At 70.4% G+C, this 20,730-nt stretch carries 19 protein-coding genes and 1 tRNA gene; 7 read left to right on the top strand and 13 right to left on the bottom strand.

What is annotated here, in order from left to right:
- Nucleotides 1-28: 28 nt before the first annotated feature.
- Nucleotides 29-1,324 (bottom strand): M20/M25/M40 family metallo-hydrolase, encoded by a 1,296-nt coding sequence (locus tag F6A08_RS11200; protein WP_017202087.1) that lies wholly within the window; start codon nucleotides 1,322-1,324, stop codon nucleotides 29-31.
- A 112-nt stretch (nucleotides 1,325-1,436) separates the two neighbouring features.
- On the opposite strand from F6A08_RS11200, the gene F6A08_RS11195 reads away from it, so the two are divergent.
- Nucleotides 1,437-1,519, top strand: a tRNA-Leu gene (locus F6A08_RS11195).
- Nucleotides 1,520-1,613: 94 nt separating this feature from the next.
- Here the strand turns inward: F6A08_RS11195 and F6A08_RS11190 are convergent.
- Together F6A08_RS11190 and F6A08_RS11185 are read right to left on the bottom strand one after the other, a co-directional pair.
- Nucleotides 1,614-2,711, bottom strand: coding sequence for a VIT1/CCC1 transporter family protein (locus F6A08_RS11190; RefSeq protein WP_151459472.1), 1,098 nt, complete (start codon nucleotides 2,709-2,711; stop codon nucleotides 1,614-1,616).
- Nucleotides 2,712-2,863: 152 nt separating this feature from the next.
- Nucleotides 2,864-4,606 carry a DEAD/DEAH box helicase gene (locus F6A08_RS11185; protein ID WP_017202085.1) on the bottom strand — a complete coding sequence of 581 codons (1,743 nt, stop codon included), beginning with the start codon at nucleotides 4,604-4,606 and terminating at the stop codon, nucleotides 2,864-2,866.
- Nucleotides 4,607-4,753: 147 nt separating this feature from the next.
- Between F6A08_RS11185 and F6A08_RS11180 the strand changes: the two genes are divergently transcribed.
- Nucleotides 4,754-5,581 carry an SGNH/GDSL hydrolase family protein gene (locus F6A08_RS11180; protein WP_151459471.1) on the top strand — a complete coding sequence of 276 codons (828 nt, stop codon included), beginning with the start codon at nucleotides 4,754-4,756 and terminating at the stop codon, nucleotides 5,579-5,581.
- A gap of 3 nt (nucleotides 5,582-5,584) precedes the next feature.
- Here the strand turns inward: F6A08_RS11180 and F6A08_RS11175 are convergent, their stop codons facing one another.
- On the bottom strand, nucleotides 5,585-6,385 hold the full coding sequence (locus F6A08_RS11175; RefSeq protein WP_151459470.1) for a TrmH family RNA methyltransferase: 801 nt from the start codon (nucleotides 6,383-6,385) through the stop codon (nucleotides 5,585-5,587).
- A gap of 91 nt (nucleotides 6,386-6,476) precedes the next feature.
- Here F6A08_RS11175 and F6A08_RS11170 point away from each other — a divergent pair, with 91 nt between their 5' ends.
- Together F6A08_RS11170 and F6A08_RS11165 are read left to right on the top strand one after the other, a co-directional pair.
- The gene (locus F6A08_RS11170) at nucleotides 6,477-7,316 is read left to right on the top strand and encodes a Sir2 family NAD-dependent protein deacetylase (RefSeq protein ID WP_151459469.1); all 840 of its coding nucleotides are present in this window, start codon (nucleotides 6,477-6,479) and stop codon (nucleotides 7,314-7,316) included.
- Complete coding sequence (locus F6A08_RS11165) at nucleotides 7,313-7,900, top strand: histidine phosphatase family protein (RefSeq protein ID WP_017202081.1); 588 nt, start codon at nucleotides 7,313-7,315, stop codon at nucleotides 7,898-7,900. Before F6A08_RS11170 ends, F6A08_RS11165 begins: the two co-directional genes overlap by 4 nt.
- Before the next feature lie 18 nt (nucleotides 7,901-7,918).
- Here F6A08_RS11165 and F6A08_RS11160 read toward each other — a convergent pair whose 3' ends face one another.
- Genes F6A08_RS11160 through F6A08_RS11140 form a run of 5 tightly spaced genes read right to left on the bottom strand, consistent with a single transcriptional unit; the run spans nucleotide 7,919 to nucleotide 13,879 of the window.
- The gene (locus F6A08_RS11160; protein ID WP_151459468.1) at nucleotides 7,919-8,725 is read right to left on the bottom strand and encodes an HpcH/HpaI aldolase/citrate lyase family protein; all 807 of its coding nucleotides are present in this window, start codon (nucleotides 8,723-8,725) and stop codon (nucleotides 7,919-7,921) included.
- Nucleotides 8,722-9,243, bottom strand: coding sequence for a MaoC family dehydratase (locus tag F6A08_RS11155; RefSeq protein WP_151459467.1), 522 nt, complete (start codon nucleotides 9,241-9,243; stop codon nucleotides 8,722-8,724). Before F6A08_RS11155 ends, F6A08_RS11160 begins: the two co-directional genes overlap by 4 nt.
- A 9-nt stretch (nucleotides 9,244-9,252) precedes the next feature.
- A complete protein-coding gene (locus F6A08_RS11150; RefSeq protein WP_151459466.1) occupies nucleotides 9,253-10,407 on the bottom strand; it encodes an acyl-CoA dehydrogenase family protein in 1,155 nt (384 codons plus the stop codon).
- The gene (locus F6A08_RS11145) at nucleotides 10,404-12,320 is read right to left on the bottom strand and encodes an acetyl/propionyl/methylcrotonyl-CoA carboxylase subunit alpha (protein WP_151459465.1); all 1,917 of its coding nucleotides are present in this window, start codon (nucleotides 12,318-12,320) and stop codon (nucleotides 10,404-10,406) included. Before F6A08_RS11145 ends, F6A08_RS11150 begins: the two co-directional genes overlap by 4 nt.
- 5 nt (nucleotides 12,321-12,325) lie before the next feature.
- Nucleotides 12,326-13,879, bottom strand: coding sequence for a carboxyl transferase domain-containing protein (locus F6A08_RS11140; RefSeq protein WP_225855811.1), 1,554 nt, complete (start codon nucleotides 13,877-13,879; stop codon nucleotides 12,326-12,328).
- Nucleotides 13,880-13,990: 111 nt separating this feature from the next.
- Here F6A08_RS11140 and F6A08_RS11135 point away from each other — a divergent pair, with 111 nt between their 5' ends.
- Entirely contained in the window at nucleotides 13,991-14,641 is a 651-nt protein-coding gene (locus F6A08_RS11135) for a TetR/AcrR family transcriptional regulator (protein WP_017202075.1), read from the top strand.
- Here the strand turns inward: F6A08_RS11135 and F6A08_RS11130 are convergent.
- Genes F6A08_RS11130 through pdhA form a run of 3 tightly spaced genes read right to left on the bottom strand, consistent with a single transcriptional unit; the run spans nucleotide 14,586 to nucleotide 18,069 of the window.
- Nucleotides 14,586-15,944, bottom strand: coding sequence for a dihydrolipoamide acetyltransferase family protein (locus F6A08_RS11130; protein ID WP_151459464.1), 1,359 nt, complete (start codon nucleotides 15,942-15,944; stop codon nucleotides 14,586-14,588). The genes F6A08_RS11135 and F6A08_RS11130 overlap by 56 nt on opposite strands.
- Nucleotides 15,941-16,951 (bottom strand): alpha-ketoacid dehydrogenase subunit beta, encoded by a 1,011-nt coding sequence (locus tag F6A08_RS11125; RefSeq protein ID WP_026049705.1) that lies wholly within the window; start codon nucleotides 16,949-16,951, stop codon nucleotides 15,941-15,943. The genes F6A08_RS11130 and F6A08_RS11125 overlap by 4 nt, the downstream gene beginning before the upstream one ends.
- A 2-nt stretch (nucleotides 16,952-16,953) precedes the next feature.
- Nucleotides 16,954-18,069, bottom strand: coding sequence for a pyruvate dehydrogenase (acetyl-transferring) E1 component subunit alpha (gene pdhA, locus F6A08_RS11120; RefSeq protein ID WP_164479626.1), 1,116 nt, complete (start codon nucleotides 18,067-18,069; stop codon nucleotides 16,954-16,956).
- Nucleotides 18,070-18,241: 172 nt separating this feature from the next.
- Between pdhA and F6A08_RS11115 the strand changes: the two genes are divergently transcribed.
- Nucleotides 18,242-18,715, top strand: a complete 474-nt coding sequence (locus F6A08_RS11115; protein WP_017202071.1) for an Lrp/AsnC family transcriptional regulator — start codon at nucleotides 18,242-18,244, stop codon at nucleotides 18,713-18,715.
- Here F6A08_RS11115 and F6A08_RS11110 read toward each other — a convergent pair.
- Complete coding sequence (locus tag F6A08_RS11110) at nucleotides 18,687-19,586, bottom strand: alpha/beta fold hydrolase (protein ID WP_151459463.1); 900 nt, start codon at nucleotides 19,584-19,586, stop codon at nucleotides 18,687-18,689. The genes F6A08_RS11115 and F6A08_RS11110 overlap by 29 nt on opposite strands.
- A 124-nt stretch (nucleotides 19,587-19,710) precedes the next feature.
- On the opposite strand from F6A08_RS11110, the gene F6A08_RS11105 reads away from it, so the two are divergent.
- Nucleotides 19,711-20,625 (top strand): helix-turn-helix transcriptional regulator, encoded by a 915-nt coding sequence (locus F6A08_RS11105; RefSeq protein ID WP_151459462.1) that lies wholly within the window; start codon nucleotides 19,711-19,713, stop codon nucleotides 20,623-20,625.
- Nucleotides 20,626-20,730: the final 105 nt, after the last annotated feature.

The raw sequence follows: 20,730 nt of genomic DNA, 5'->3' as shown, positions 1-20,730 counted from the left end.
GGTCAGGGTGGCACGGAGCGGGCGGCGCTCAGTACGTGCGCAGCAGATCGGTCAGCACCCGCTGGCCGAAGACAAGCGATTCTACGGGAACGCGCTCGTCGACTCCGTGGAACATGCCCGTGAAGTCGAGGTCGGCAGGCAGCCGCAGCGGGGCGAATCCATATCCGGTGATGCCGAGGAAGGCCAGCGCCTTGTTGTCCGTCCCCGCGCCGAGCAGGTACGGGATCACCGGCACGCCGGGGTCGTGTCGGCCGATGCTCGCCACCATGGCCTCGACGAGCTCCCCCTCGAACGGCGTCTCCATGCCGATATCACGCACGACCGTCTCGATGACGATGTCGTCGCCGACGATCTGCTGCAGCTCGGCGAGCACGTCGTCCTCGGTGCCGGGGATCACTCGGACGTCGATCAGCGCCTCGGCCCGCTCCGGGATCACGTTGTGCTTGTAGCCGGCCGTGAGTGCGGTGGGGTTGGTCGTGGTGCGGAAGGTGGAGCGCAGGAAAGCCTCGGCGGGACCGGCGGCCGCCGCGAGGGCATCGGGGTCGTCCGTGCTGCGTCCGCTGAGGGCGCTGAGACCCTCGAGCAGCGCCTCCGTCGTGGGGGTCAGCCGGAGCGGCCAGCGCGTCCTTCCGATCGCGGCGACGGCCTCCGCCAGCTTCGTCACCGCGTTGTCCTCGTGCAGGCGGCTGCCATGACCGGCACGCCCCTTCGCGACGAGGCGGATCCAGATCAGCGCCTTCTCCCCCACCTGCAGCAGATACGCGCGGCGGTCGTCGACCGTGATCGAGTACCCGCCGACCTCGCTGATCGCGGCCGTGGCGCCCTCGAACCACTCGGGGCGATTCTGCACGACGAGCGCCGAGCCCTCGACCCCGCCGTTCTCCTCGTCGGCGAAGAAGGCCAGCACGAGGTCGCGCTCCGGCTGCTCTCCCGCGCGGAGGATGTCCGCGACCGACGTGAGGATCATGGCGTTCATGTTCTTCATGTCGACGGCGCCGCGCCCCCAGAGCATGCCGTCCTTCACGATCCCGGCGAACGGGTCGACGCTCCAGTCCTCGGCCATCGCCGGCACGACGTCGAGGTGGCCGTGCACCACGAGGGCCGGCTTGCTCCGGTCCCTGCCCGGGACCCGTGCCATCACGTTCGTGCGGCGCGGGATCGGCTCGTAGTACTCGACCTCGAGGCCGAGACCCTGAAGATAGGCGCCGACGTACTCGGCGGCCTCACGCTCGCCCTTCGCGTTGCCTCCGCCGAAGTTCGAGGTGTCGAAGCGGATGAGGTCGCTCGCGATGCGGGCGACCTCCGGGAGGGAGGGATCGGTCATGTGCTCCAGGCTATCGAAACCGCACGCCACGCCCGGGCGGAGGCCTCGGTTCGAGAGGCCGTGGAGGACGTGGTAATGTCATTCTTCGGTCGGCAACGATCATCCAACACCTGCGCGGGTGGCGGAATGGTAGACGCGCTACGTTGAGGTCGTAGTGCCCGTAAGGGCGTGGGGGTTCAAGTCCCCCTCCGCGCACAGGAACAAGAAGGCCCCGGATCCCAGGATCCGGGGCCTTCTTCGTTCCCTCTTCGCCGTGGAGAAGCCCCGCCGTGGTCGGCGGGGCATCTCCTCAGACCGCCCCCACCCCGAACAGCAGGCCGAGAGCGTAGGTGATCGCGGCCGCGCCGAAGCCGATCGCGAGCTGACGCAGTGCGCGACGCAGGGGTGGGCCTCCGGAGAGGACGCCCACCATCGCGCCGGTGCTCAGCAGCGCGATCCCGACCAGCACCAGCGCCAGCACGATCGCGACCGTCCCCTGCAGGCCGAAGATCCAGGGCAGGACCGGGATGATGGCCCCGGAGGCGAACAGCAGGAAGCTCGAGATCGCCGCCATCCAGTCGCTGCCGACGATCTCATGGTCGTCTCCGCCCGCGACGCGGACCGGGCCTGTCGCCGCGTGCCGCACGCCGGCCTGGGCTGCGGTCACGATCCGGCGGGCTCGGTCGAGCGACTCGGCTGGATCCATGCCCCGCGCCCGGTAGACCAGGGCGAGCTCGTTCTCGTCGATGTCGAGGTCACCGGCCGAGGCCGCCGCGTCCTCGTTCGCCTCGGTGGCGGCCAGGAGCTCCCGCTGCGATCGCACCGACACGAACTCCCCCGCGCCCATCGAGAGCGCACCGGCGAGCAGTCCCGCGATGCCGCTGAAGAGCACGAACCCCGAGCTGACACCCGTGGCGCCGATGCCGAGGACCAGCGCGAGGTTGCTGACCAGGCCGTCGTTCGCCCCGAACACCGCGGCGCGGAACGACCCGGACAGACGGCGACGGCCGCGGGCGGCGAGTCCGCGCACGACCTCATAGTGGACCTTCTCGTCCGCGCGCATCGCCGGTGTGGCGTACTGCTCCGCGTCGTACGGCGACCGCGCCTCCTCGCTCTGCGCGAGCGCCAGGACGAAGATCGAACCGAATCGGCCGGCCATCCATCCCAGAAGCCGCGAGCGGATCCCGGCGCGGGGAAGACGGGCGGGAGCGCCGCCGAGCAGATCGAGCCAGTGCTGCTCGTGACGCCGCTCCGCCTCCGCCAGGCTGAGGAGGATCTCGCGCTCCTCGCCCTCCCGACGCGCGGCGAGCCGCTGATAGACGGCGCCCTCCGCGCGCTCCTCGACGAGGTATCGAGCCCACCGCCGGCGATCGGCAGCAGTCGGTGCGGGGGCGCCAGGCGCTGTCATTCTTCCTCCAGATGTCACGGAGCCCGGTCCGCGGGCAACCGTTCCACGCTAGCCGCGGAGGCGCTGGGGAGCCGCGTCAGGACGCGGATTGACAGCATTTCGGGCATCCGAACACCGGCGCCGCGCGTCGTCACCTCGACGTGCAGGGACGGTCAGGAGCGGACGCGTTTGCGCAGCACTTCGATGCGCGCCTGCAGCTGGGTCACGGTCGCCTGCGCCACCGCAGGACCGCCGCAGATGCGGCGCAGCTCGGCATGCACGGCGCCGTGCGGTTCGCCCCTCTGGCGGGCATACAGCCCGACCAGGCTGTTGAGCAGTTGGCGCTGCTCCTTCAGCGTGCGATGGAGGGGCGGCGGGAGGGTGGTCGACTCGGTCGGTCCGGCGGACGCCTCCCGTGCTTCGCGCAGTCGGGACTGTCGCGATTGACGCTGCATGAGCAGCTCGTGGACGTGCTCCGGCTCGAGGAGGCCGGGGAACCCGATGAACTCCTCCTCCTCCGGCGTGCCCGGCTCCGCGAGCTGACCGAACTCCTGCCCCTCGAAGACCACGCGGTCGAAGTGCGCGACCGACGACAGCGCCTGGTAGGTGAACTCCTGCGTCAGCGCGTCGGAGGTCTCCTCCTCGCGGTTCGCGCTCTCCAGCAGGGAGTCGTCCAGCCCGTCGTCCTCCTTGGACTGGCGATCGAGCGCATGGTCGCGCTGCTTGTCCATCTCGTTCGCGAGCCCCATGAGCACCGGGACCTGAGGCAGGAACACGCTCGCCGCCTCACCGCGTCGGCGGGCTCGCACGAAGCGGCCGATCGCCTGGGCGAAGAACAGCGGGGTGGACGACGACGTCGCGTAGACGCCGACCGCGAGCCGGGGGACGTCGACACCCTCGGACACCATCCGCACCGCGACCATCCACCGTGCGTCGCTGGCGCTGAACTTCTCGATGCGCTCCGACGCCGTCGCGTCGTCGGAGAGCACGATCGTGGGCTGCTGTCCCGTGATGCTGTGCAGGATCTTCGCGTACGCCCTGGCGACGGTCTGATCGGTCGCGAGCACGAGTCCACCGGCGTCGGGCACGTGGTGGCGGATCTCGGTGAGGCGCCGGTCGGCTGCCGACAACACGGCAGGCATCCACTCGCCCTCCGGATCCAGCGCGGTGCGCCAGGCCTGGGAGGTGACGTCCTTCGTGTTGTCCTGGCCGAGGTGCGTCTCGAGCTCGTCGCCCGTGCTCGTGCGCCAGCGCATCTTGCCCGCGTACATGTGGAACAGCACGGGGCGCACGACACCGTCGGCGAGGGCGCGTCCGTAGCCGTAGTTGTAGTCGGTGCGCGACACCCGTGCGCCGGACTCGTCGGGGTGGTACTCGACGAAAGGGATCGGTGCCGTATCGCTGCGGAACGGGGTTCCGGACAGCAGGAGGCGCCGCTTCGCGGGACCGTAGGCGTCGCGGATGGCGTCACCCCAGCTGAGGGCGTCTCCGCCGTGGTGCACCTCGTCGAGGATCACGAGGGTCTGCGCATCCTCGGTGAGGTGCCGGTGCACGGAGGACTTGGCGGCGACCTGCGCGTACGTCACCACGGCGCCGTGATAGTGCCGGGCCGGCGCCCAGTCGCTGTTGCGGAAGCGCGGGTCGAGGCGGATGTGCACGCGCGCGGCGGCGTCGGCCCATTGCGTCTTGAGGTGCTCGGTCGGCGCGACCACGATGATCCGGTTGACCTCGCCCATGCGCATGAGCTCCACTGCGAGGGTCAGCGCGAATGTCGTCTTGCCGGCGCCGGGCGTCGCGGCGACCAGGAAGTCGCGCTGGTCCGCCTGGAAGTACTGTTCGAGCGCCTCCTGCTGCCAGGCGCGCAGCTTGCTTGCGGTACCCCACGGAGCACGCTGGGGAAAGGACGGAGAGAGCATCGACTCCACGATAAACGCTGTCGGGGACACCGCGTCGCACGCCGCGTGTCCGGCGCGCGCCCTCCCCTCACCACGTCGCGGCGGGTAGGCTCGGTCACTGCGCTGCGGTCGCCGCCGCAGCGCGGATCGTTCGTGAAGGAGAGCGGGATGACCGATCAGGATTCGACGCGGACCCCCTACGTCCCCAACGAGACGGCGCACCCGTGGCGCCGGTTCGTGGCGATCGGCGATTCGTTCACCGAGGGCATCGGCGACCCCGACCCGGCGGCACCCGGTGGTCACCGAGGATGGGCGGATCGTGTCGCCGAGGTGCTCGCGGCGCAGGTGGATGACTTCGCCTATGCGAACCTCGCGGTACGCGGCAAGCTGATCGCGCAGATCGTCGCCGACCAGGTCGAGCCCGCCGTCGCGCTGCGCCCCGATCTGGTGTCGATCTGCGCCGGCGGCAACGACGTGATCCGCCCCGGCACCGATCCCGACGCGATCGCGAACCAGCTCGAGGACGCCGTGGCCCGGTTGTCGTCGACCGGGGCGGCGGTGCTCCTGTTCACCGGGATCGACACCGGCTTCACCCCGGTGTTCCGCCCGTTCCGCGGCAAGGTCGCGATCTACAACGAGAACGTGCGGGCGATCGCCGAGCGCCACGACTGCATCGTCGCCGACCAGTGGGCGCTCAAGGTCGTGCAGGACATGCGCTTCTTCGACGACGACCGGCTGCACTACAACGCGCTCGGCCATCACGAGGTGGCGCGTATGGTGCTGCGGGCGCTGAACGTCCCGAACGACCTGGAGGCGATGCAGCCCGAGCCTCTCCCGCTGCGCACCTGGCGTGCGGCGCGCTCGGAGGACCTCGGCTGGGCGCGCGAGCACCTGGTCCCTTGGGTGCTGCGCCGGCTCCGCCACCAGTCGTCGGGTGACCACATCGCGGCCAAGCGCCCTGAGCCGGCCCCCGTCATCCTGCCCGAGCGGGACTGACGGTCAGCTCTTCAACGCCCAGAGTGCGACGGCGGCAGCCGAGGCGACGTTGAGCGAGTCCACTCCCCCGGACATCGGGATCGTCACCACCGTGTCAGCGCTCTCGATCGCCGCCCGCGAGAGCCCGTCCCCCTCCGAGCCCAGGACCAGGGCGACGCGCTCCGGGCGTCGAGCGACGTAGGCGTCGAGCGTCACGGCATCTTCGCTCAAGGCGAGGGCGGCGACGTCGAAGCCCGCCCCGTGCAGGTCCGCCACAGCCGACGCCCAATCCGGCATGCGGGTCCACGGCACCTGGAAGACGGTTCCCATGCTCACCCGCACGCTGCGGCGGTAGAGCGGATCGGCGCACCGCGGAGAGACAAGCACAGCGTCGGCGCCCAGCCCGGCCGCCGCGCGGAATGCGGCGCCGACGTTGGTGTGATCGCCGATGTCCTCCAGCACCAGCACGAGCGAGGCATCGGCGAGCACGTCGGCGACGGCGGGCAGCGACGGTCGGTGCATCGACGCGAGTGCGCCGCGGTGCACGGCGAACCCCGTCACCGCCTCCGCCACGGCGTCCGGCACGACGTAGACCGGGACGTCGACCGAGTCGAGCAGGTCGCGCATCCCCTCCACCCAGCGCCGCTGCACCATCACCGATCGCGGGCGGTGCCCGGCTTCGACAGCGCGCGCGATGACCTTCGCGGACTCCGCGATGTACAGACCGCCCTCGGGCTCCCGCGCCGCGCGGAGTGCGGTGTCGGTGAGCGAGCGGTAGTCGTCGAGCCGAGCATCGTCGGCGTCGTCCACATGCAGGAGTTCCACCCGACCACTCTGCCATCCGGAGCGCGCTCCCCCGCGTCGAGGACAGGGCGCGGGGTCGGAAGCGCCCCGTAGACTTGCCGGAGGAGGTCCTGTGAGCGTGTCGAGCCCCGCCGAGCTGTCGGCCGCTGTCGCCCGCGCCGCCGACCTGCTGCGGGGCAGGCGCATCGCCCTCCTCACCGGGGCCGGCATCTCCACCGACTCCGGCATCCCCGCGTACCGCGGCGAAGGCGCCAGGACCCGCAGCGATCCGATGACGATCCAGACCTATCTCGGCGACGAAGCGGCCCGCCGCCGGTACTGGGTGGGCGGTCACCTCGGGTGGCGTGCCTTCGCCCGCGCCGAGCCCAACGCGGGGCACATCGCCCTCGCCCAGCTCGAGGCCGCGGGGAGCGTCTCCGGCGTCATCACCCAGAACGTCGACGGACTGCATCTGCGCGCGGGCAGCTCGCACGTGATCGAGGTGCACGGCACGATGCGCCGGGTCCTCTGCCTGCACTGCGGCCAGGTGTTCGACCGCCGCGACATCGCGGTGCAGATCGAAGAGCTCAACCCGTGGATCACGGTCCCGGAGAACGTGGCGCTCAACCCCGACGGCGACGTCCTCCCGGAGACCACGGACGGTTTCATCGTCCCCGTCTGCACCGTGTGCGGCGGGATGCTGAAGCCGGACGTCGTGTTCTTCGGGGAGTACGTTCCCCAGGGGCGGTTCCGTGCGGCGGAGTCCCTCCTGCGATCGAGTTCGGCGCTCATCGTCGCCGGCTCGTCGCTCGTGGTGAACTCGGGCGTGCGCCTCGTCGAGCGGGCGCGGCGACGCAGCATCCCCCTCATCATCGTGAACCGCGAACCCACCCGCGCGGACGCCTGGGCGGATCTCACGATCGCCGCCGGTACCAGTGACGTCCTTCCCGCCCTCCAGGAGCTGCTCCCGTGACCCACCTCACCCTCATCCGCCACGGTCAGACCGACTGGAATCTCGCTCGGCGGATCCAGGGGTCCACCGACATCCCCCTCAACGACACCGGCCGCGAGGATGCGCGCTGGGCGGCGGAGAAGCTCGCCGGGAGCACGCACCACGCGGTCTACACGAGTCCGCTGCTGCGCGCGCGGGAGACCGCCGAGATCATCGCGGAGCGGCTCGGCCTGCAGATCACGGGCATCGTGCCCGACCTGCGCGAGCGCGAGTTCGGCGACGGAGAGGGAATGCTCGTCCCCGACTACATCCAGACCTACGGGGACTGGCACGCCGAGGTCCCCGGCGCCGAGTCCCTCCACGAGGTCGGAGAGCGCGCGATCTCGGCTCTGCACGCGATCGCCAGGGAGGCGCGTCGCCGCTCCTCGCCGCGTGCCGAGTCCGTCCTCGTCGTCGCCCATGGCGGCGTCATCCGCGCCGTGATCGATCACGTCTCTGGCGGGACCCTCCCGCGCGACGGCGAGGTGCTGAAGAACGGCTCGGTCCATCGCTTCGTCGCCGCGCCCGGGTATCTGCGACTTCTCGAGGAGAGCCCGGTCCTCTGATCCGCCCCCTCTCCGCGCTCAGCCGGCGCGGACGATGACCGAGCGCGCGTGGCGCAGCACGGGCTCGTCGACCATGCGTCCTCGGAAACGGAACACGCCCCGCTCCCCCTCGGCCGCGGCAAGGATGTCGCGCGCCCAGGCGACCGTCGCCTCGTCCGGCCGGTAGGCGGCGCGGATCACCTCGACCTGCGCCGGGTGGATGCACGCGGTCGCTCGGAACCCGGAGGCGACCGCATCGCGCGCCTCCTCCTCGAGTCCGGCGACGTCGTCGATGTCGATGTGCACCGCGTCGATCGCCGCCTTCCCCTGCGCCCCGGCTTCGAGCAGGACCCGCGATCGGGCGTGGCGGGCGATGTCCCGGTAACCGCCATCCGGACGCCGCGACGACGTCCCGCCGAGCGAGGCCACCAGGTCCTCCGCCCCCCACATCATGCCGACGATCCGGGGGTGGGCCGCGATCTCCGCCGCCGCATGGATGCCGCGCGCCGTCTCGCACAGCGCGATCACGGAATAGTCCTCCGAGAACGTCGAGAGGGCGTCCGCGCTCTCCGTCTTGGCGACCATGACCGTGCGGAAAGCGGTTCTGGCCACCGCTTCGAGGTCCGCGCCGAAGTCTTCACCCGCCGGGGCGTTCACCCGCACGATCACGCGTGCGGGGTCGAGGTCTGCGCCGACGAGGTGCTCCCGCGCGGCGGCTTTCGCCTCCGGAAGCACCGCGTCCTCGAGATCGAGGATCACCGCATCGGCACGGTCGAGCGCCTTGCCGAACCGCTCCGGGCGATCCGCAGGGCAGAACAGCAGCGCCGGTCCGAGGTCGAAGGTCATGATGCGCCCCCTTCCGGCAGACGGTGCACGAGCACGGTCCGGACGGCCGTCGCCACCACCGTGTCGTCCTGATTGCGGCCCGTGTGCGCGATCGTCACGATCCCCTGACCCGGTCGCGACGAGGAGAGGCGCTTGTCCACGACGACGCTCTCGGTGTACAGCGTGTCACCGGCGAAGAGCGGATGCGGGAAGGCCACGTCGCCGAAGCCGAGCTGCGCGACCAGGGTCCCCTGCGTCAGCTGTGCGACCGATGAGCCCACCATCGTGGAGAGCGTCCACATGGAGTTCATCAGCCGCGCGTGGAAGGGTGCCTGGGCATCGGCGAACGCGGCGTCGAGGTGGAGTGCCTGGGTGTTCATCGTCAGCGTCGTGAACAGCACGTTGTCCGCTTCGGTCGCCGTGCGGCCCGGCCGGTGCAGGTACCGGGCATCGACCGCGAACTCCTCGTAGTACAGCCCCCTCTGCAGGATGTCGGTGGTCGTCACGTCGGCTCCTTCCGGTCGCTCCGAGCGGCGCATGAAGCCACGCTACCCGGCCAGTCCGAGACCCCGGGCGATCACGAGCAGCTGCACCTCGGTGGTGCCCTCTCCGATCTCGAGGATCTTCGAATCACGGTAGTGGCGGGCGACCGGGAACTCGTTCATGAAGCCGTTCCCGCCGAAGATCTGCGTCGCATCCCGCGCGTTGTCCATCGCGGCCTCTCCGGCGACGAGCTTGGCGATCGCCGCCGCCTCCGCGAACGGCTTCCCGGCATCGCGCAGACGAGCGGCGTGGTGCCATGCCAGCCGGGCCGTGTGCACACGTGCCCGCATCCGGGCGAGCGTGAACTGGGCGTTCTGGCGCGTGCTGAGCGCACTGCCGAAGATCGTGCGGCTCTTCGCGTAGTCGACGGCCGCCTCCAGGCATCCTTCCGCGGCCCCGGTGGAGAGCGCCGCGATGGCGATCCGGCCCTCGTCTAGGATGCTGAGGAAGTTGCGGAAGCCGCTCCCCCGCTCGCCCACCAGGTTCGCCGCCGGCACCCGCGCGCCGTCGAAAGTCAGCGGATGCGTGTCCGACGCGTTCCAGCCGACTTTGTCGTAGGGCGCCTCGACGGTGAACCCCGGCGTGCCGTTCGGGACGATGATCGTCGAGATCTCCTTGCGACCGTTCTCGCTCCCGGTCACGGCGGTGACGGTGACGAAGCGGGTGATCGGCGTCCCCGAATTGGTGATGAACTGCTTGGATCCGTCGATCACCCACTCGTCGCCGTCGAGCCGGGCCGTGGTCCTGGTGGCGCCGGCGTCACTGCCTGCTTCGGGTTCGGTGAGCCCGAAGCCCGCGAGTGCGCGTCCGGCCAGCAGGTCGGGAAGCAGCTCCTGACGCTGAGCGTCGGTGCCGAAACGGTGGATCGGCATGGCGCCGAGGCTCACGCCGGCCTCGAGCGTGATGGCGATGGACTGGTCGACGCGGCCGAGGGCCTCGATCGCGATGCCGAGCGCCATGTAGTCGCCGCCCTGCCCGCCGTACTCCTCGGGGAACGGGAGCCCGAACAGCCCCAGATCGCCCATCTGCGAGACGACCTCCATGGACAGGGTGTGCGTCCTATCAGCCTCATAGGACTGCGGCGCGACCACGGTGTCGGCGAAATCCCGCACCATCGCGGCGAGCTCGCGCTCCTCCTCGGACAGGTCTTCCATGCTCATCTCTCCTCCGTCGTCACGCGGGCGACCGGCTGATCGCGCCGCACCTGATCGCCCACGGCGACCAGCAGCCGCACCACGCCGTCGTGCGGCGCGAGCACCTGATGCTCCATCTTCATCGCCTCGATCGAGACGAGCGGGGCTCCGGCTGAGACCTCCGCTCCGTCCGTCACATGCACCGCCACGACGCTCCCGGGCATGGGGGCTCGTCCCTCCGGCTCCGTGGCGGTGGATCCGGCGACGCCGTCGGCGAGACGGCGACGCAGCCGGGCGCGCCTGTCGAGGGGGCGCAGGCGCACCGTCCGCCCCTCCTCCGCCACCCAGACCGCACGGTCCGCGTCCACGGCCGCACGGACGCCCTGCGGCAGTGCGCCCGCCGCGCCGTCGTACTCCACGAGCTCCTCGGAGTCGGTGAGCACCACGAACGGAGCGCGCTCCGCATGATCCGCGCCGAGCCGCCATCCCGGCAGATCCCGCCACAGCGGACTCGTCCGGATCGGAGCCTCCGTCCGGCTCGCGGCGGACGCGGCGGCGACCTGCGCGCGCGACGGTGCCTGCGGCTCGATCGGGAGCAGGGACTCGATGAGACCGGTGTCCAGATCGCCGGCGATGACACGCGGGTTGCGGCACAGCGTGCGCAGGAACGCGATGTTCGTCTCGACGCCCAGCACGACCGTGCGGGACAGCGCCTCGTCCAGCCGCGCCAGTGCGGTCTCGCGATCCTCGGCGAAGGCGATCACCTTCGCGATCATCGGATCGTAGAACCCCGTCACATCGCTGCCGGTCTCGATAGCCGCGTCCACCCGCACTCCCGGGGGCGCCTCGAACAGGAGCACCGAGCCGGTGGACGGAAGGAAGCCGCGCTCCGGCGACTCGGCGTACACGCGGGCCTCCACCGCGTGACCGTGCACGTGCACGTCGATGTCGAGCGCACGCCCGTCCGCCGCTCGCAGCTGCAGCGCGACGAGATCAAGGCCGGTGACCTCCTCCGTCACGGGATGCTCGACCTGGAGCCGGGTGTTCATCTCGATGAAGAAGACGTCGTCGGGCGCGTCGGCGTCGATCAGGAACTCGACGGTCCCCGCCCCGACGTACGCGACGCTCTCGGCCGCCAGCACCGCGGCGGAGAGCAGCCGCTCTCTGGTCGGCATCGGGATCCCGGCGGACGGCGCCTCCTCCATGACCTTCTGATGCCGACGTTGCAGGGTGCACTCGCGCTCGCCGAGAGCCACCACCTTCCCGGTCGCGTCGCCGAAGACCTGCACCTCGATGTGGCGCGGGCGGCGGATGAGGCGTTCGAGGATGAGGGAGTCGTCCCCGAACGCCGCCGACGCCACGCGGCGAGCCGAGGCGAGTGCGGATGCGAGTCCTCCGGCATCGAAGACGACCTCCATGCCCTTCCCGCCGCCGCCGGCACTGGGCTTGACCAGAAGGGGGTAGCCCACCCGCTCCGCCTCTTCGGCGATCTCCAGGTCGGAAGGGCCCTTTGCGTCGAAGCCGGGCACGACCGGGACGCCGTACCGCAGGACGTGCTCCCGGGCGCGCGCCTTGTCGCCCATGATCTGGAGCGCCTCGACCGAGGGCCCGACGAAGACGATGCCGCTCTCCGCGCACGCCTCCGCCAGTCCGACGCTCTCGGACAAGAAGCCGTAGCCGGGGTGGATCGCCTGCGCACCGGTACGGCGGGCGGCCGCGATCACCGCATCGATGTCGAGGTAGGACTCGGCTGCGGGCGCCGGCCCGATCCGGACGGCGACATCGGCTTCGCGCACGTGGGGTGCCGCGGCGTCGGCATCGCTGTAGACCGCGACGCTGCGGATGCCGAGCGCCCGCAGCGTGCGGATGACGCGCCGGGCGATCTCGCCGCGATTGGCGACGAGCACGGTGTGGAAGGAGACAGCTCGGGAGGAAGACATCGCACTCACATCCGGAAGAGGCCGAAACGCGGCTCGGGCAGGGGGCTGCGGGCGACCACGTCGAGGGCGAGACCCAGCAGGTCGCGGGTCTGCGCGGGATCGACGATGCCGTCGTCCCACAGCCGCGCGGTGGCGTAATACGGCTCGCCCTGCTGCTCGTACTGCTCGCGGATCGGGGCCTCGAAGGCCGCACGCTGCTCGTCGCTCCAGCTCTCTCCGCGACCGCCGAGCTGGTCCTCCTTGACCGTGGCGAGCACCGAGGCCGCCTGAGGGCCGCCCATCACGGAGATCCGGCTGGCCGGCCAGCTCCACAGGAACCTCGGCGAGTACGCCCGCCCGCACATCGAGTAGTTCCCGGCGCCGAACGACCCGCCGATGATGACGGTGAGCTTGGGAACGCGCGTGCTGGCGACGGCCGTGACCATCTTCGCGCCGTCCTTCGCGATGCCGCCGGCCTCCGCGTCGGAGCCGACCATGAACCCGGTGATGTTCTGCAGGAAGAGCAGGGGGATGCCGCGCTGGTCGCACAGTTGGATGAAGTGCGCGCCCTTCAGGGCCGATTCGCTGAACAGGACGCCGTTGTTGGCGATCACGCCGATCGGATGCCCGTGCAGTCGCGCGAACCCGGTCACCAGTGTGGTGCCGTACTCGGGCTTGAACTCGAGGAAGGTGTCGGCGTCGATCAGTCGCTCGATGACCTCGTGCACGTCATAGGCGGCGTTGACGTCCACGGGCACGACGTCGTACAGCGAGCCCTGCTCGGACGGGGCACGGCTCTCCGCCACGTCCCACGCGGGTGCGACGGGCGGCGGGAGGGTGGCCACGATGTCGCGGAGGATCTCGAGCGCGTGCTCGTCGTCCTCCGCGAGGTGATCGACGACGCCGCTGCGGCGGGCGTGGAGTTCTCCGCCGCCGAGCTCTTCGGCCGTGACGACCTCGCCGATCGCGGCCTTGACCAGCGGTGGGCCGCCGAGGAAGATCGTGCCCTGCCCGCGGACGATGATCGTCTCGTCGCTCATCGCCGGTACGTAGGCGCCGCCTGCCGTGCAGGAACCGAGCACCGCGGCGAGCTGCGGGATGCCGGCCGCCGACATCCGGGCCTGGTTGAAGAAGATGCGTCCGAAGTGCTCGCGGTCGGGGAACACCTCGTCCTGTCTGGGCAGGAAGGCTCCGCCGGAGTCGACGAGGTAGAGGCACGGCAGGCGATTCTCCAACGCGATCTCCTGCGCCCGCAGGTGCTTCTTGACCGTGAGGGGGAAGTACGTCCCGCCCTTCACGGTCGCGTCGTTGCACACGACCATGACGTGTCGGCCGTGGACCAGTCCGATCCCGGCGATGACGCCGGCTCCGGGAGCCTCTCCCCCATACAGCCCGTGGGCCGCGAGCGGCGCCACTTCGAGGAACGGGCTGCCCTCGTCGAGCAGGCGTGCGACGCGGTCGCGGGGAAGCATCTTGCCCCGAGCGACATGCCGCTCGCGCGACGATTCCGGGCCTCCCCTGGCGGCCACGGCGAGACGGTCGCGCAGCTCCTGCGCCAGGGACTCCTGGGTAGCGGGCATCGTGATGTCCTCCTTGACCCACGTCCGCGCGGCCGAGGGCCTGGCGCGGTGCATGCACTTTCGGTTAGTGTTCACTAACCCGATGCTTCAGGTTAGCGAGGATTAACTGAGATGACAACCCCGGTCACCGCACGGGATCGCGCGAAGGCGGAGCGCTCCGACGCCCTTCTGCACGCGGCTGCACGTCTCTTCGCCGCCCGGGGCTACAGCGGGGTGAGCCTCGAGGAGATCGGTGCAGCCGTCGGCGTGTCCGGACCCGCGGTGTACCGGCACTTCGCGGGGAAGCAGGCCCTGCTCGGCGCCGTGCTGATCAAGGTCAGCCAAGACCTGCTGCGCGGCGGCGACGAGGTCGGCACCGACGTGTCCGAACCCGAGAAGCGCATGCACGGACTGATCCGCTTCCACGTCGACTTCGCGCTCGGCAATGCCGAGGTCATCCAGGTGCAGGACCGTGACGTCGCCTACCTGTCGGACAGCGATCGAGCCGAGGTGCGCCGTCTGCAGCGCGCGTACATCGAACTGTGGATGGACGCCCTCGCCGCTCTCGACGAGACCCTCGCCGACGACAGGGACGCCTTGCGGCTCCGGGTCCAGGCCTGCTTCGGACTGATCAACTCGACTCCGCACAGCACCCGCGCGACCGCGCGGCGACACTCCGCCACCGCGAGCGTCCTGATCGCGATGGCGGAGGCGGCGCTGCGCGCAGCTACGCGAGGAGCATCGCCCGACCCGGATCCTCCAGGAGGCCCGCGACCGACGTGAGGAAGGCCGCGCCTTCCGCGCCGTCGACCAGCCGGTGGTCGAACGAGAGACTGAGCGTCATGATCTCGCGCAGGGCGATCTCGCCCCGGAACTCCCACGGCTGTCGCCGCACCGCTCCGACCGCGAGGATCCCGGACTGACCGGGCGGGAGGATGGGGGTGCCGGCATCGACGCCGAACACGCCGATGTTCGAGATCGAGAAGGTCCCTCCGGCCAGCTCCGCAGGCGAGGTCCGGCCTGCGCGTGCGGTCTCCGCGAGCGCGGTGATCGCATCGGCCAGCTGCGGCAGCGTCATCCGCTCCGCATCCCGGATCATCGGCACGATCAGCCCCCGATCGGTCGCGGCGGCGATCCCGAGGTCCACGAAGTGGTACTGCACGATCTCGCCCGCGGCCTCGTCCCATCGGGAGTTGAGTCCCGGCGCGCGGCCGAGGGCGAGGCAGACCGCTTTCGCCACCACCGCGAGCGGTCCGATGCGGTGTGCCGCGAGTGCCTTGTCGCCGCGGAAGCGAGCGATCATCTCCATCGTCGCGGTGACGTCGACCGTGTGGAAGACCGTCACATGCGGTGCGGTGAACGCGCTCTGCACCATCGCCGCCGCCGTGTGCTTGCGCACCCCGCGGATCGGGATGCGCGTCTCGCGCTCCGTCCGGTCGAGGCCGGCCGCCGTCCCCGGCTCCGCGGGAGCCTGTGGCGATCCGACATCCGTCCGCGGTGCCGTCGCGGCACCGACCCGCTCCGCATACGCATCCACGTCGCCGCGGGTGATCACGCGGTCTCCGACCTCGGCGGCCACCAGGACGAGGTCGACACCCAGGCGCTTGGCGTGAGCGCGGACGGGCGGCGTCGATCGGGGCCGCTCGATCACGGCCTCGACGGCAGGGGACGGCGAGGCGTCGTGCGGAGCCGCTTCGAGCACGGCGGTGTCGACCGGTGCCGCCGCGGGGCCGACACGACGAGCTCGTCGCGCGGGACGGCCGGACGTCGCGGGGGCGGCACCGTAGCCGACGAGGTTCGGCTGAGTCTTCTCCGCCGCGCCGTCGGAGTCCGGCGCATCCTCGTCGCCCTGCACGTCGAAGGCGATGAGCGGAGCGCCCACCGCGACGGTCTCTCCCGCGTCGGCGTGCAGCGTCGAGACGGTGCCTGCATAGGGCGATGGCAGCTCCACCACCGCCTTGGCGGTCTCGACCTCGGCGAGGGTCTGGTTCAAGGTCACGGCGTCACCCGGGGCGACGAGCCACTGCACCACTTCGGCCTCGGTGAGGCCCTCTCCCAGGTCTGGCAGACGGAACTCTGCGATCATGCGTCCGCTCCCGTCAGGCTGTTCGGTCGGTCCAGCACCCGGTCCACCGCGTCGAGCAGTCGATCCAGGTCGGGCAGGTGATACTTCTCAAGCTTCGCCGGCGGGTAGGGGACGTCGTGACCCGTCACGCGCAGCGGCGCGGACTCGAGGTATTCGAAGCAGCGTTCCGTGATGCTGGCGATCACCTCGGCGGCGACACCGGCTTCCCTCGACGCTTCATGGGCGACGACCACACGCCCCGTCTTGCGCACGGAGGCGGCGACGGAGTCGTAGTCGACCGGGGACAGAGACCGCAGATCGATCACCTCGAGCGAGATGCCCTCGTCTTCCGCGGCCTCCGCAGCCTGGAGCGCGGTCGACACCATGGCGCCGTATGTGATGAGGGTCGCGTCGGTGCCGGCGCGCACCACCCGGGCGAGTCCCATCGGCGGGGCATCGGCGAGCGGCGCGTCCAGTTCGACCTCCCCCTTGTGGTGGTAGAGGCGCTTCGGCTCGAAGAAGATCACCGGGTCGTCGGACGCGATCGCCTGCCGCAGACTCCGGTACGCGTCCTGCGGGTTGGAGACCGCGACGACGCGAAGGCCCGCGGTGTGCACGAAGTAGGCCTCCGGCGATTCCGAGTGATGCTCGGCGGCACCGATCCCACCCGCCCACGGGATCCGGATGGTGAGGGGCATCTTCACCCGTCCCTGCGTGCGGTAGTGGAGCTTCGCGACCTGCGCGACGATCTGGTCGAACGCCGGATAGACGAAGCCGTCGAACTGGATCTCGACGACCGGGCGGTAGCCGCGGAAGGCCAGACCCACCGCCGTGCCCACGATGCCGGACTCCGCGAGCGGAGTGTCGATCACGCGTGCGGCGCCGAACTCGTCGAGGAGTCCGTCGGTGATGCGGAAGACGCCGCCGAGCCGGCCGATGTCCTCCCCCAGCAGGACCACCTTGTCATCGTCCTGCATCGCACGGCGGAGCCCGGCGCCGAGCGCCTTTCCGAGAGTCATCTCGGTCATGCTCACACCCCGCTCTCGAACGTGGCGAGGTACGCGGCGTACTCGGCGCGCTGACGGTCAAGTCCCGCGTGCGGCTCCGCATACACGCCGTCGAACACGGCCAGTGCGGGGCGGGTCACCATGCCGAGGCACGCCGCGCGCATCTCCTTCGCGACCGCATCAGCGGCCGCCTGCGTCTCGGCGACGTCGTCATCGCTCAGCTCCCCCGCGGCACGGAGGTGCGCCTCCAGCCGGGTGATCGGATCGCGGCGACGCCAGGACGCGAGCTCGGCCTCGTCGCGGTAGCGCGTCGGGTCATCCGCCGTCGTGTGCGGACCCATCCGGTACGTGACCGCCTCGATGTACGCGGGCCCCTTGCCGGATCGCGCGTGGTCGAGGGCCCACCGCATGGCCGCCATGCAGGCGAGCACGTCGTTGCCGTCGACGCGGACGCTCGGGATCCCGAATCCGGGGGCACGGCCGGCGATCGGGTACTGGGACTGGACGGTCACCGGCTCCGAGATCGCCCAGTGGTTGTTCTGGCAGACGAACACGACGGGCGCCTGGTACGAGGACGCGAAGATCATGGCCTCGTTGACGTCGCCCTGGCTGGTCGCGCCGTCCCCGAAGTACGTGACGGCGACCTCGTCGGTCCCGTCATGCTGGATGCCGAGCGCATACCCCACGGCGTGGAGCGTCTGAGCGCCGATGATGATCTGCAGCGGTGCCATCCCGAGCACGGCCGGATCGTAGGAGGCGCCCTCCTCGCCGCGCCACATCCGCACGTAGTCGGCGGGCTGCGCGCCGCGGGAGTAGATGACGCCGGTCTCCCGGTAGCTGGGGAAGACGAAGTCCTGCGGGGAGAGCGCCCGTGCCGTGCCGATCTGCGTGGCCTCCTGCCCCTGGCACGGCGCCCACAGCCCGAGCTGCCCCTGCCGCTGGAGAGCGACGCCCTCGGCGTCGATGCGACGCAGGATGATCATGTCGCGGAGCAGCGAGCGCAGCTGGGCGTCATCGACGTCGGCGACGAACGGGTCGAGCCGGGGATTCGGGACGCGACTGCCGTCCGGAGCCAGGATGCGCTCGGAGAGCTCCAGATCCTGCGCGGTGTCTGCGATGGGGGTGATCTGCGGCGACATCATCGTCCTCCTCGTCCCGAGCAGCCCCTCGTGAGGGCCCACTCTTTGACGCCGGCGTCATCACCGGCACGCTCTGAGCGTACGTCTGCTCAACACCTCGCTCAAGCAATTGCATGGCCTCTGAGCATGTTGCTCAATTCTGCGGCAACCCCACCTGCTAGGGTTTGGCACTATGCCTGGACTGGACCGCACCGATCTCGAGCTTCTCGCCGCTCTCGCCGATGATCCGCGCATCACCGTGGTCGCGCTGGCCGAGAGCCTCGGACTGTCACGGAACACGATCCAGGCGCGCATGGCCCGTCTGGAGCAGAGCGGGATCTTCCTGTCCTACGAGCGATCCTTCGCGCCGGAGGTGCTCGGGTTCCCGCTGCAGGCGTTCGTGAGCATCGGTGTGCGGCAGACCGAGCTTCCACGCATCATCAACGAGCTCGCGAGGATCCCCGAGGTCGTCCAGGCGCACGGCCTGAGCGGATCCATCGATCTGCTCGCGCGGGTGGCGTGCCGTGACGCACGGCACCTCTTCGACACCGACGCGCGCATCCTGTCGATCGAAGGCGTGGAGCGCACCGAGACGTCGCTCGCGATGGGCGAGGTCATCCCGTTCCGGGTCGCCGGCCTCATCGGCCTCGCGCGACGGGAATCCTGAGGAAGCGCCGAATGGCGCCGGCCGCCTCAGCCGGAGTCTCGTAGTGGATCAGGTGACCGACGTGCGCGATCTCCACCAGGGACGCGTCCGGAAACAGCGTCGCGAGCGTACGCTCGGCCTCGATCGGCGTGATGTCGTCGCGCTCGGCCGCCACGAGCAGGGTGGGCGCCTGGATAGCCGGAGCGAACTCACGCACATCGTGTGAGACGCTCGCGACGAAGGCGTCCCTCAGCACGTCTCGATCGGAGAACCGGGAGAAATAGGTGTCGTGCTGGTCGTGGATGAAGCGACGGAGCACGGGATCCCCCGTCTTCGCCATCGTGATGCTCATGACCCGGACGATGATGCGGTTGCGCAGCAATGCGGTGCCGAGCTTCTCCGGAAGGCGCGCGCCGAGCGCGTAGTACAGCACGGCCAGACGGGTCATCACGCCCTTCGGCCCCTCGAGAGCGGGAGCGCCGATCGGGTTGAGGAGGATCAGACGAGGGGTCGACAATCCCTTCGCGACCGCAGCGGAGGCGACGATCGAGCCGAAGGAGTGACCGAGCACGACGGCTCCCGGCGCCACGGTCGCGGCGAAGTCCCTGAGCCACCCGGCGTACTCGTCGAGATCATGACGGCGCCCCGGCAGCGGGGCGGATTCGCCGAATCCGGGGAGATCGGGGGCGATCACACGCACCTCCGGCAGGAACGCCAGAACAGGCTCGAGGCCATGGTGCTCCCCGCGGAAACCGTGCACCGCGATGACGGTCGTCTCCGCGTCCTCCGGGCCGTAGACCCAGTACGCGGTGGTGCCCCCTCGCACGGCGACCTCGTGTCGCGTGACCGGCAGTCTCCGGAGTCGCTCTGCATAGGGAGATGGCACGGTCATGCTCCGAGTCTACGAGCCTCGCGGCCACCAGGCGTGTCGGCGGTCGGCCCTATCGTGGGAGACGTTCCCAGCCGCCGTGGTTACACTCGGAATCGCTCTCGGGAGCGACGTCACGAGGAGCAGCATGCGGTTCACGTCCACGGATCTGGCACAGGTCGAGGCCACCTGGCAGCAGTTCGTGCCGTCCTCCTCCCTGCAGGACGCCGATCCGCATCGCTTCCGATTCGACTGGCACTCGGAGGAGCTCGTGAGCGGTTCGCTCGTGAACTACCGCCTCGCCGCTCAGGTCCATTCGAGGGCGGAACCGGTGGACCAGATCCTCGTCTGCCGTGTCGATGCCGCTGACGCGCGCGTGTGGTCGCGCGGCCGGTCTCTCGACGCCGGTCGCCCGTGGATATCCGATGGCGCCCTGATCGAGGCGAAGTGGGATCGCGCCGCCCGCGTGCGCGCCTTCGTCTTCGACCGCCGTGCGGCGCAGCAGAGCGCCCGGCTGCTGACCGGCGACGATCGCCTGGAGCTGCGCACGACGGGACTCTCACCGCACTCGGCCGACGCCGCACGCAGCTGGGAGCGCGCGTTCGCCTACATCGAGAGCGCCATGGAGGATGCGCAGGCGGAACCCCTCCTCATCGCCGAGTTGGAGCGGCATGCCCTGATGATGACGCTCTCGGCGTTCCCCACGACGTTCGGCGAGACATCGACGCGGCCCGTCCAGCGAGGCGCAGCGCCGTCGACGGTCCGACGCGCGCTCGCTTTCATCGATGAGAACGCCCACCTGGCCATCACGATCGACGACGTCGCAGCGGCTGCGTTCATCTCGACCCGGGGTCTCCAGTACGCCTTCCGTCGAGCCCTCGACATCACCCCTGCCGAGGCGCTGCGCCGAGCCCGCCTCGCCGGCGCACACCGGGAACTCCGCCAAGGCGTCGGTCCCTCCGTCAGCGCGGTCGCTCGCCGGTGGGGTTTCAGCAACTCCTCGCGCTTCGCCGCGGCGTATCGCCAGGCATACGGCGCCGCACCGCGGGTCGCGGAGGTGTGACAGCGAACGAAGATTCTGTTCGCGTCCGACGGCGGGTCGCCGTGCATGCCCTGCGTGGGGCGATTTATTGGCTAGAGTTCGAAATACCCCGTCCGCGTATACCGG

The sequence above is a fragment of the Microbacterium algeriense genome, assembly GCF_008868005.1.
Classification (GTDB): Bacteria; Actinomycetota; Actinomycetes; order Actinomycetales; family Microbacteriaceae; genus Microbacterium; species Microbacterium algeriense.
This window is presented reverse-complemented; position numbering and strand designations above follow the sequence as displayed.

Excerpts from the sequence above, each read along its gene's own strand:
- F6A08_RS11200 (WP_017202087.1), bottom strand. The coding sequence starts at position 1,324 with ATGACCGATCCCTCCCTCCCGGAGGTCGCCCGCATCGCGAGCGACCTC.
- F6A08_RS11190 (WP_151459472.1), bottom strand. The coding sequence starts at position 2,711 with ATGACAGCGCCTGGCGCCCCCGCACCGACTGCTGCCGATCGCCGGCGG.
- F6A08_RS11185 (WP_017202085.1), bottom strand. The coding sequence starts at position 4,606 with ATGCTCTCTCCGTCCTTTCCCCAGCGTGCTCCGTGGGGTACCGCAAGC.
- F6A08_RS11180 (WP_151459471.1), top strand. The coding sequence starts at position 4,754 with ATGACCGATCAGGATTCGACGCGGACCCCCTACGTCCCCAACGAGACG.
- F6A08_RS11160 (WP_151459468.1), bottom strand. The coding sequence starts at position 8,725 with ATGACCTTCGACCTCGGACCGGCGCTGCTGTTCTGCCCTGCGGATCGC.
- F6A08_RS11155 (WP_151459467.1), bottom strand. The coding sequence starts at position 9,243 with ATGCGCCGCTCGGAGCGACCGGAAGGAGCCGACGTGACGACCACCGAC.
- F6A08_RS11150 (WP_151459466.1), bottom strand. The coding sequence starts at position 10,407 with ATGAGCATGGAAGACCTGTCCGAGGAGGAGCGCGAGCTCGCCGCGATG.
- F6A08_RS11145 (WP_151459465.1), bottom strand. The coding sequence starts at position 12,320 with ATGTCTTCCTCCCGAGCTGTCTCCTTCCACACCGTGCTCGTCGCCAAT.
- F6A08_RS11140 (WP_225855811.1), bottom strand. The coding sequence starts at position 13,879 with ATGCCCGCTACCCAGGAGTCCCTGGCGCAGGAGCTGCGCGACCGTCTC.
- F6A08_RS11135 (WP_017202075.1), top strand. The coding sequence starts at position 13,991 with ATGACAACCCCGGTCACCGCACGGGATCGCGCGAAGGCGGAGCGCTCC.
- F6A08_RS11130 (WP_151459464.1), bottom strand. The coding sequence starts at position 15,944 with ATGATCGCAGAGTTCCGTCTGCCAGACCTGGGAGAGGGCCTCACCGAG.
- F6A08_RS11125 (WP_026049705.1), bottom strand. The coding sequence starts at position 16,951 with ATGACCGAGATGACTCTCGGAAAGGCGCTCGGCGCCGGGCTCCGCCGT.
- pdhA (WP_164479626.1), bottom strand. The coding sequence starts at position 18,069 with ATGTCGCCGCAGATCACCCCCATCGCAGACACCGCGCAGGATCTGGAG.
- F6A08_RS11115 (WP_017202071.1), top strand. The coding sequence starts at position 18,242 with ATGCCTGGACTGGACCGCACCGATCTCGAGCTTCTCGCCGCTCTCGCC.
- F6A08_RS11110 (WP_151459463.1), bottom strand. The coding sequence starts at position 19,586 with ATGACCGTGCCATCTCCCTATGCAGAGCGACTCCGGAGACTGCCGGTC.
- F6A08_RS11105 (WP_151459462.1), top strand. The coding sequence starts at position 19,711 with ATGCGGTTCACGTCCACGGATCTGGCACAGGTCGAGGCCACCTGGCAG.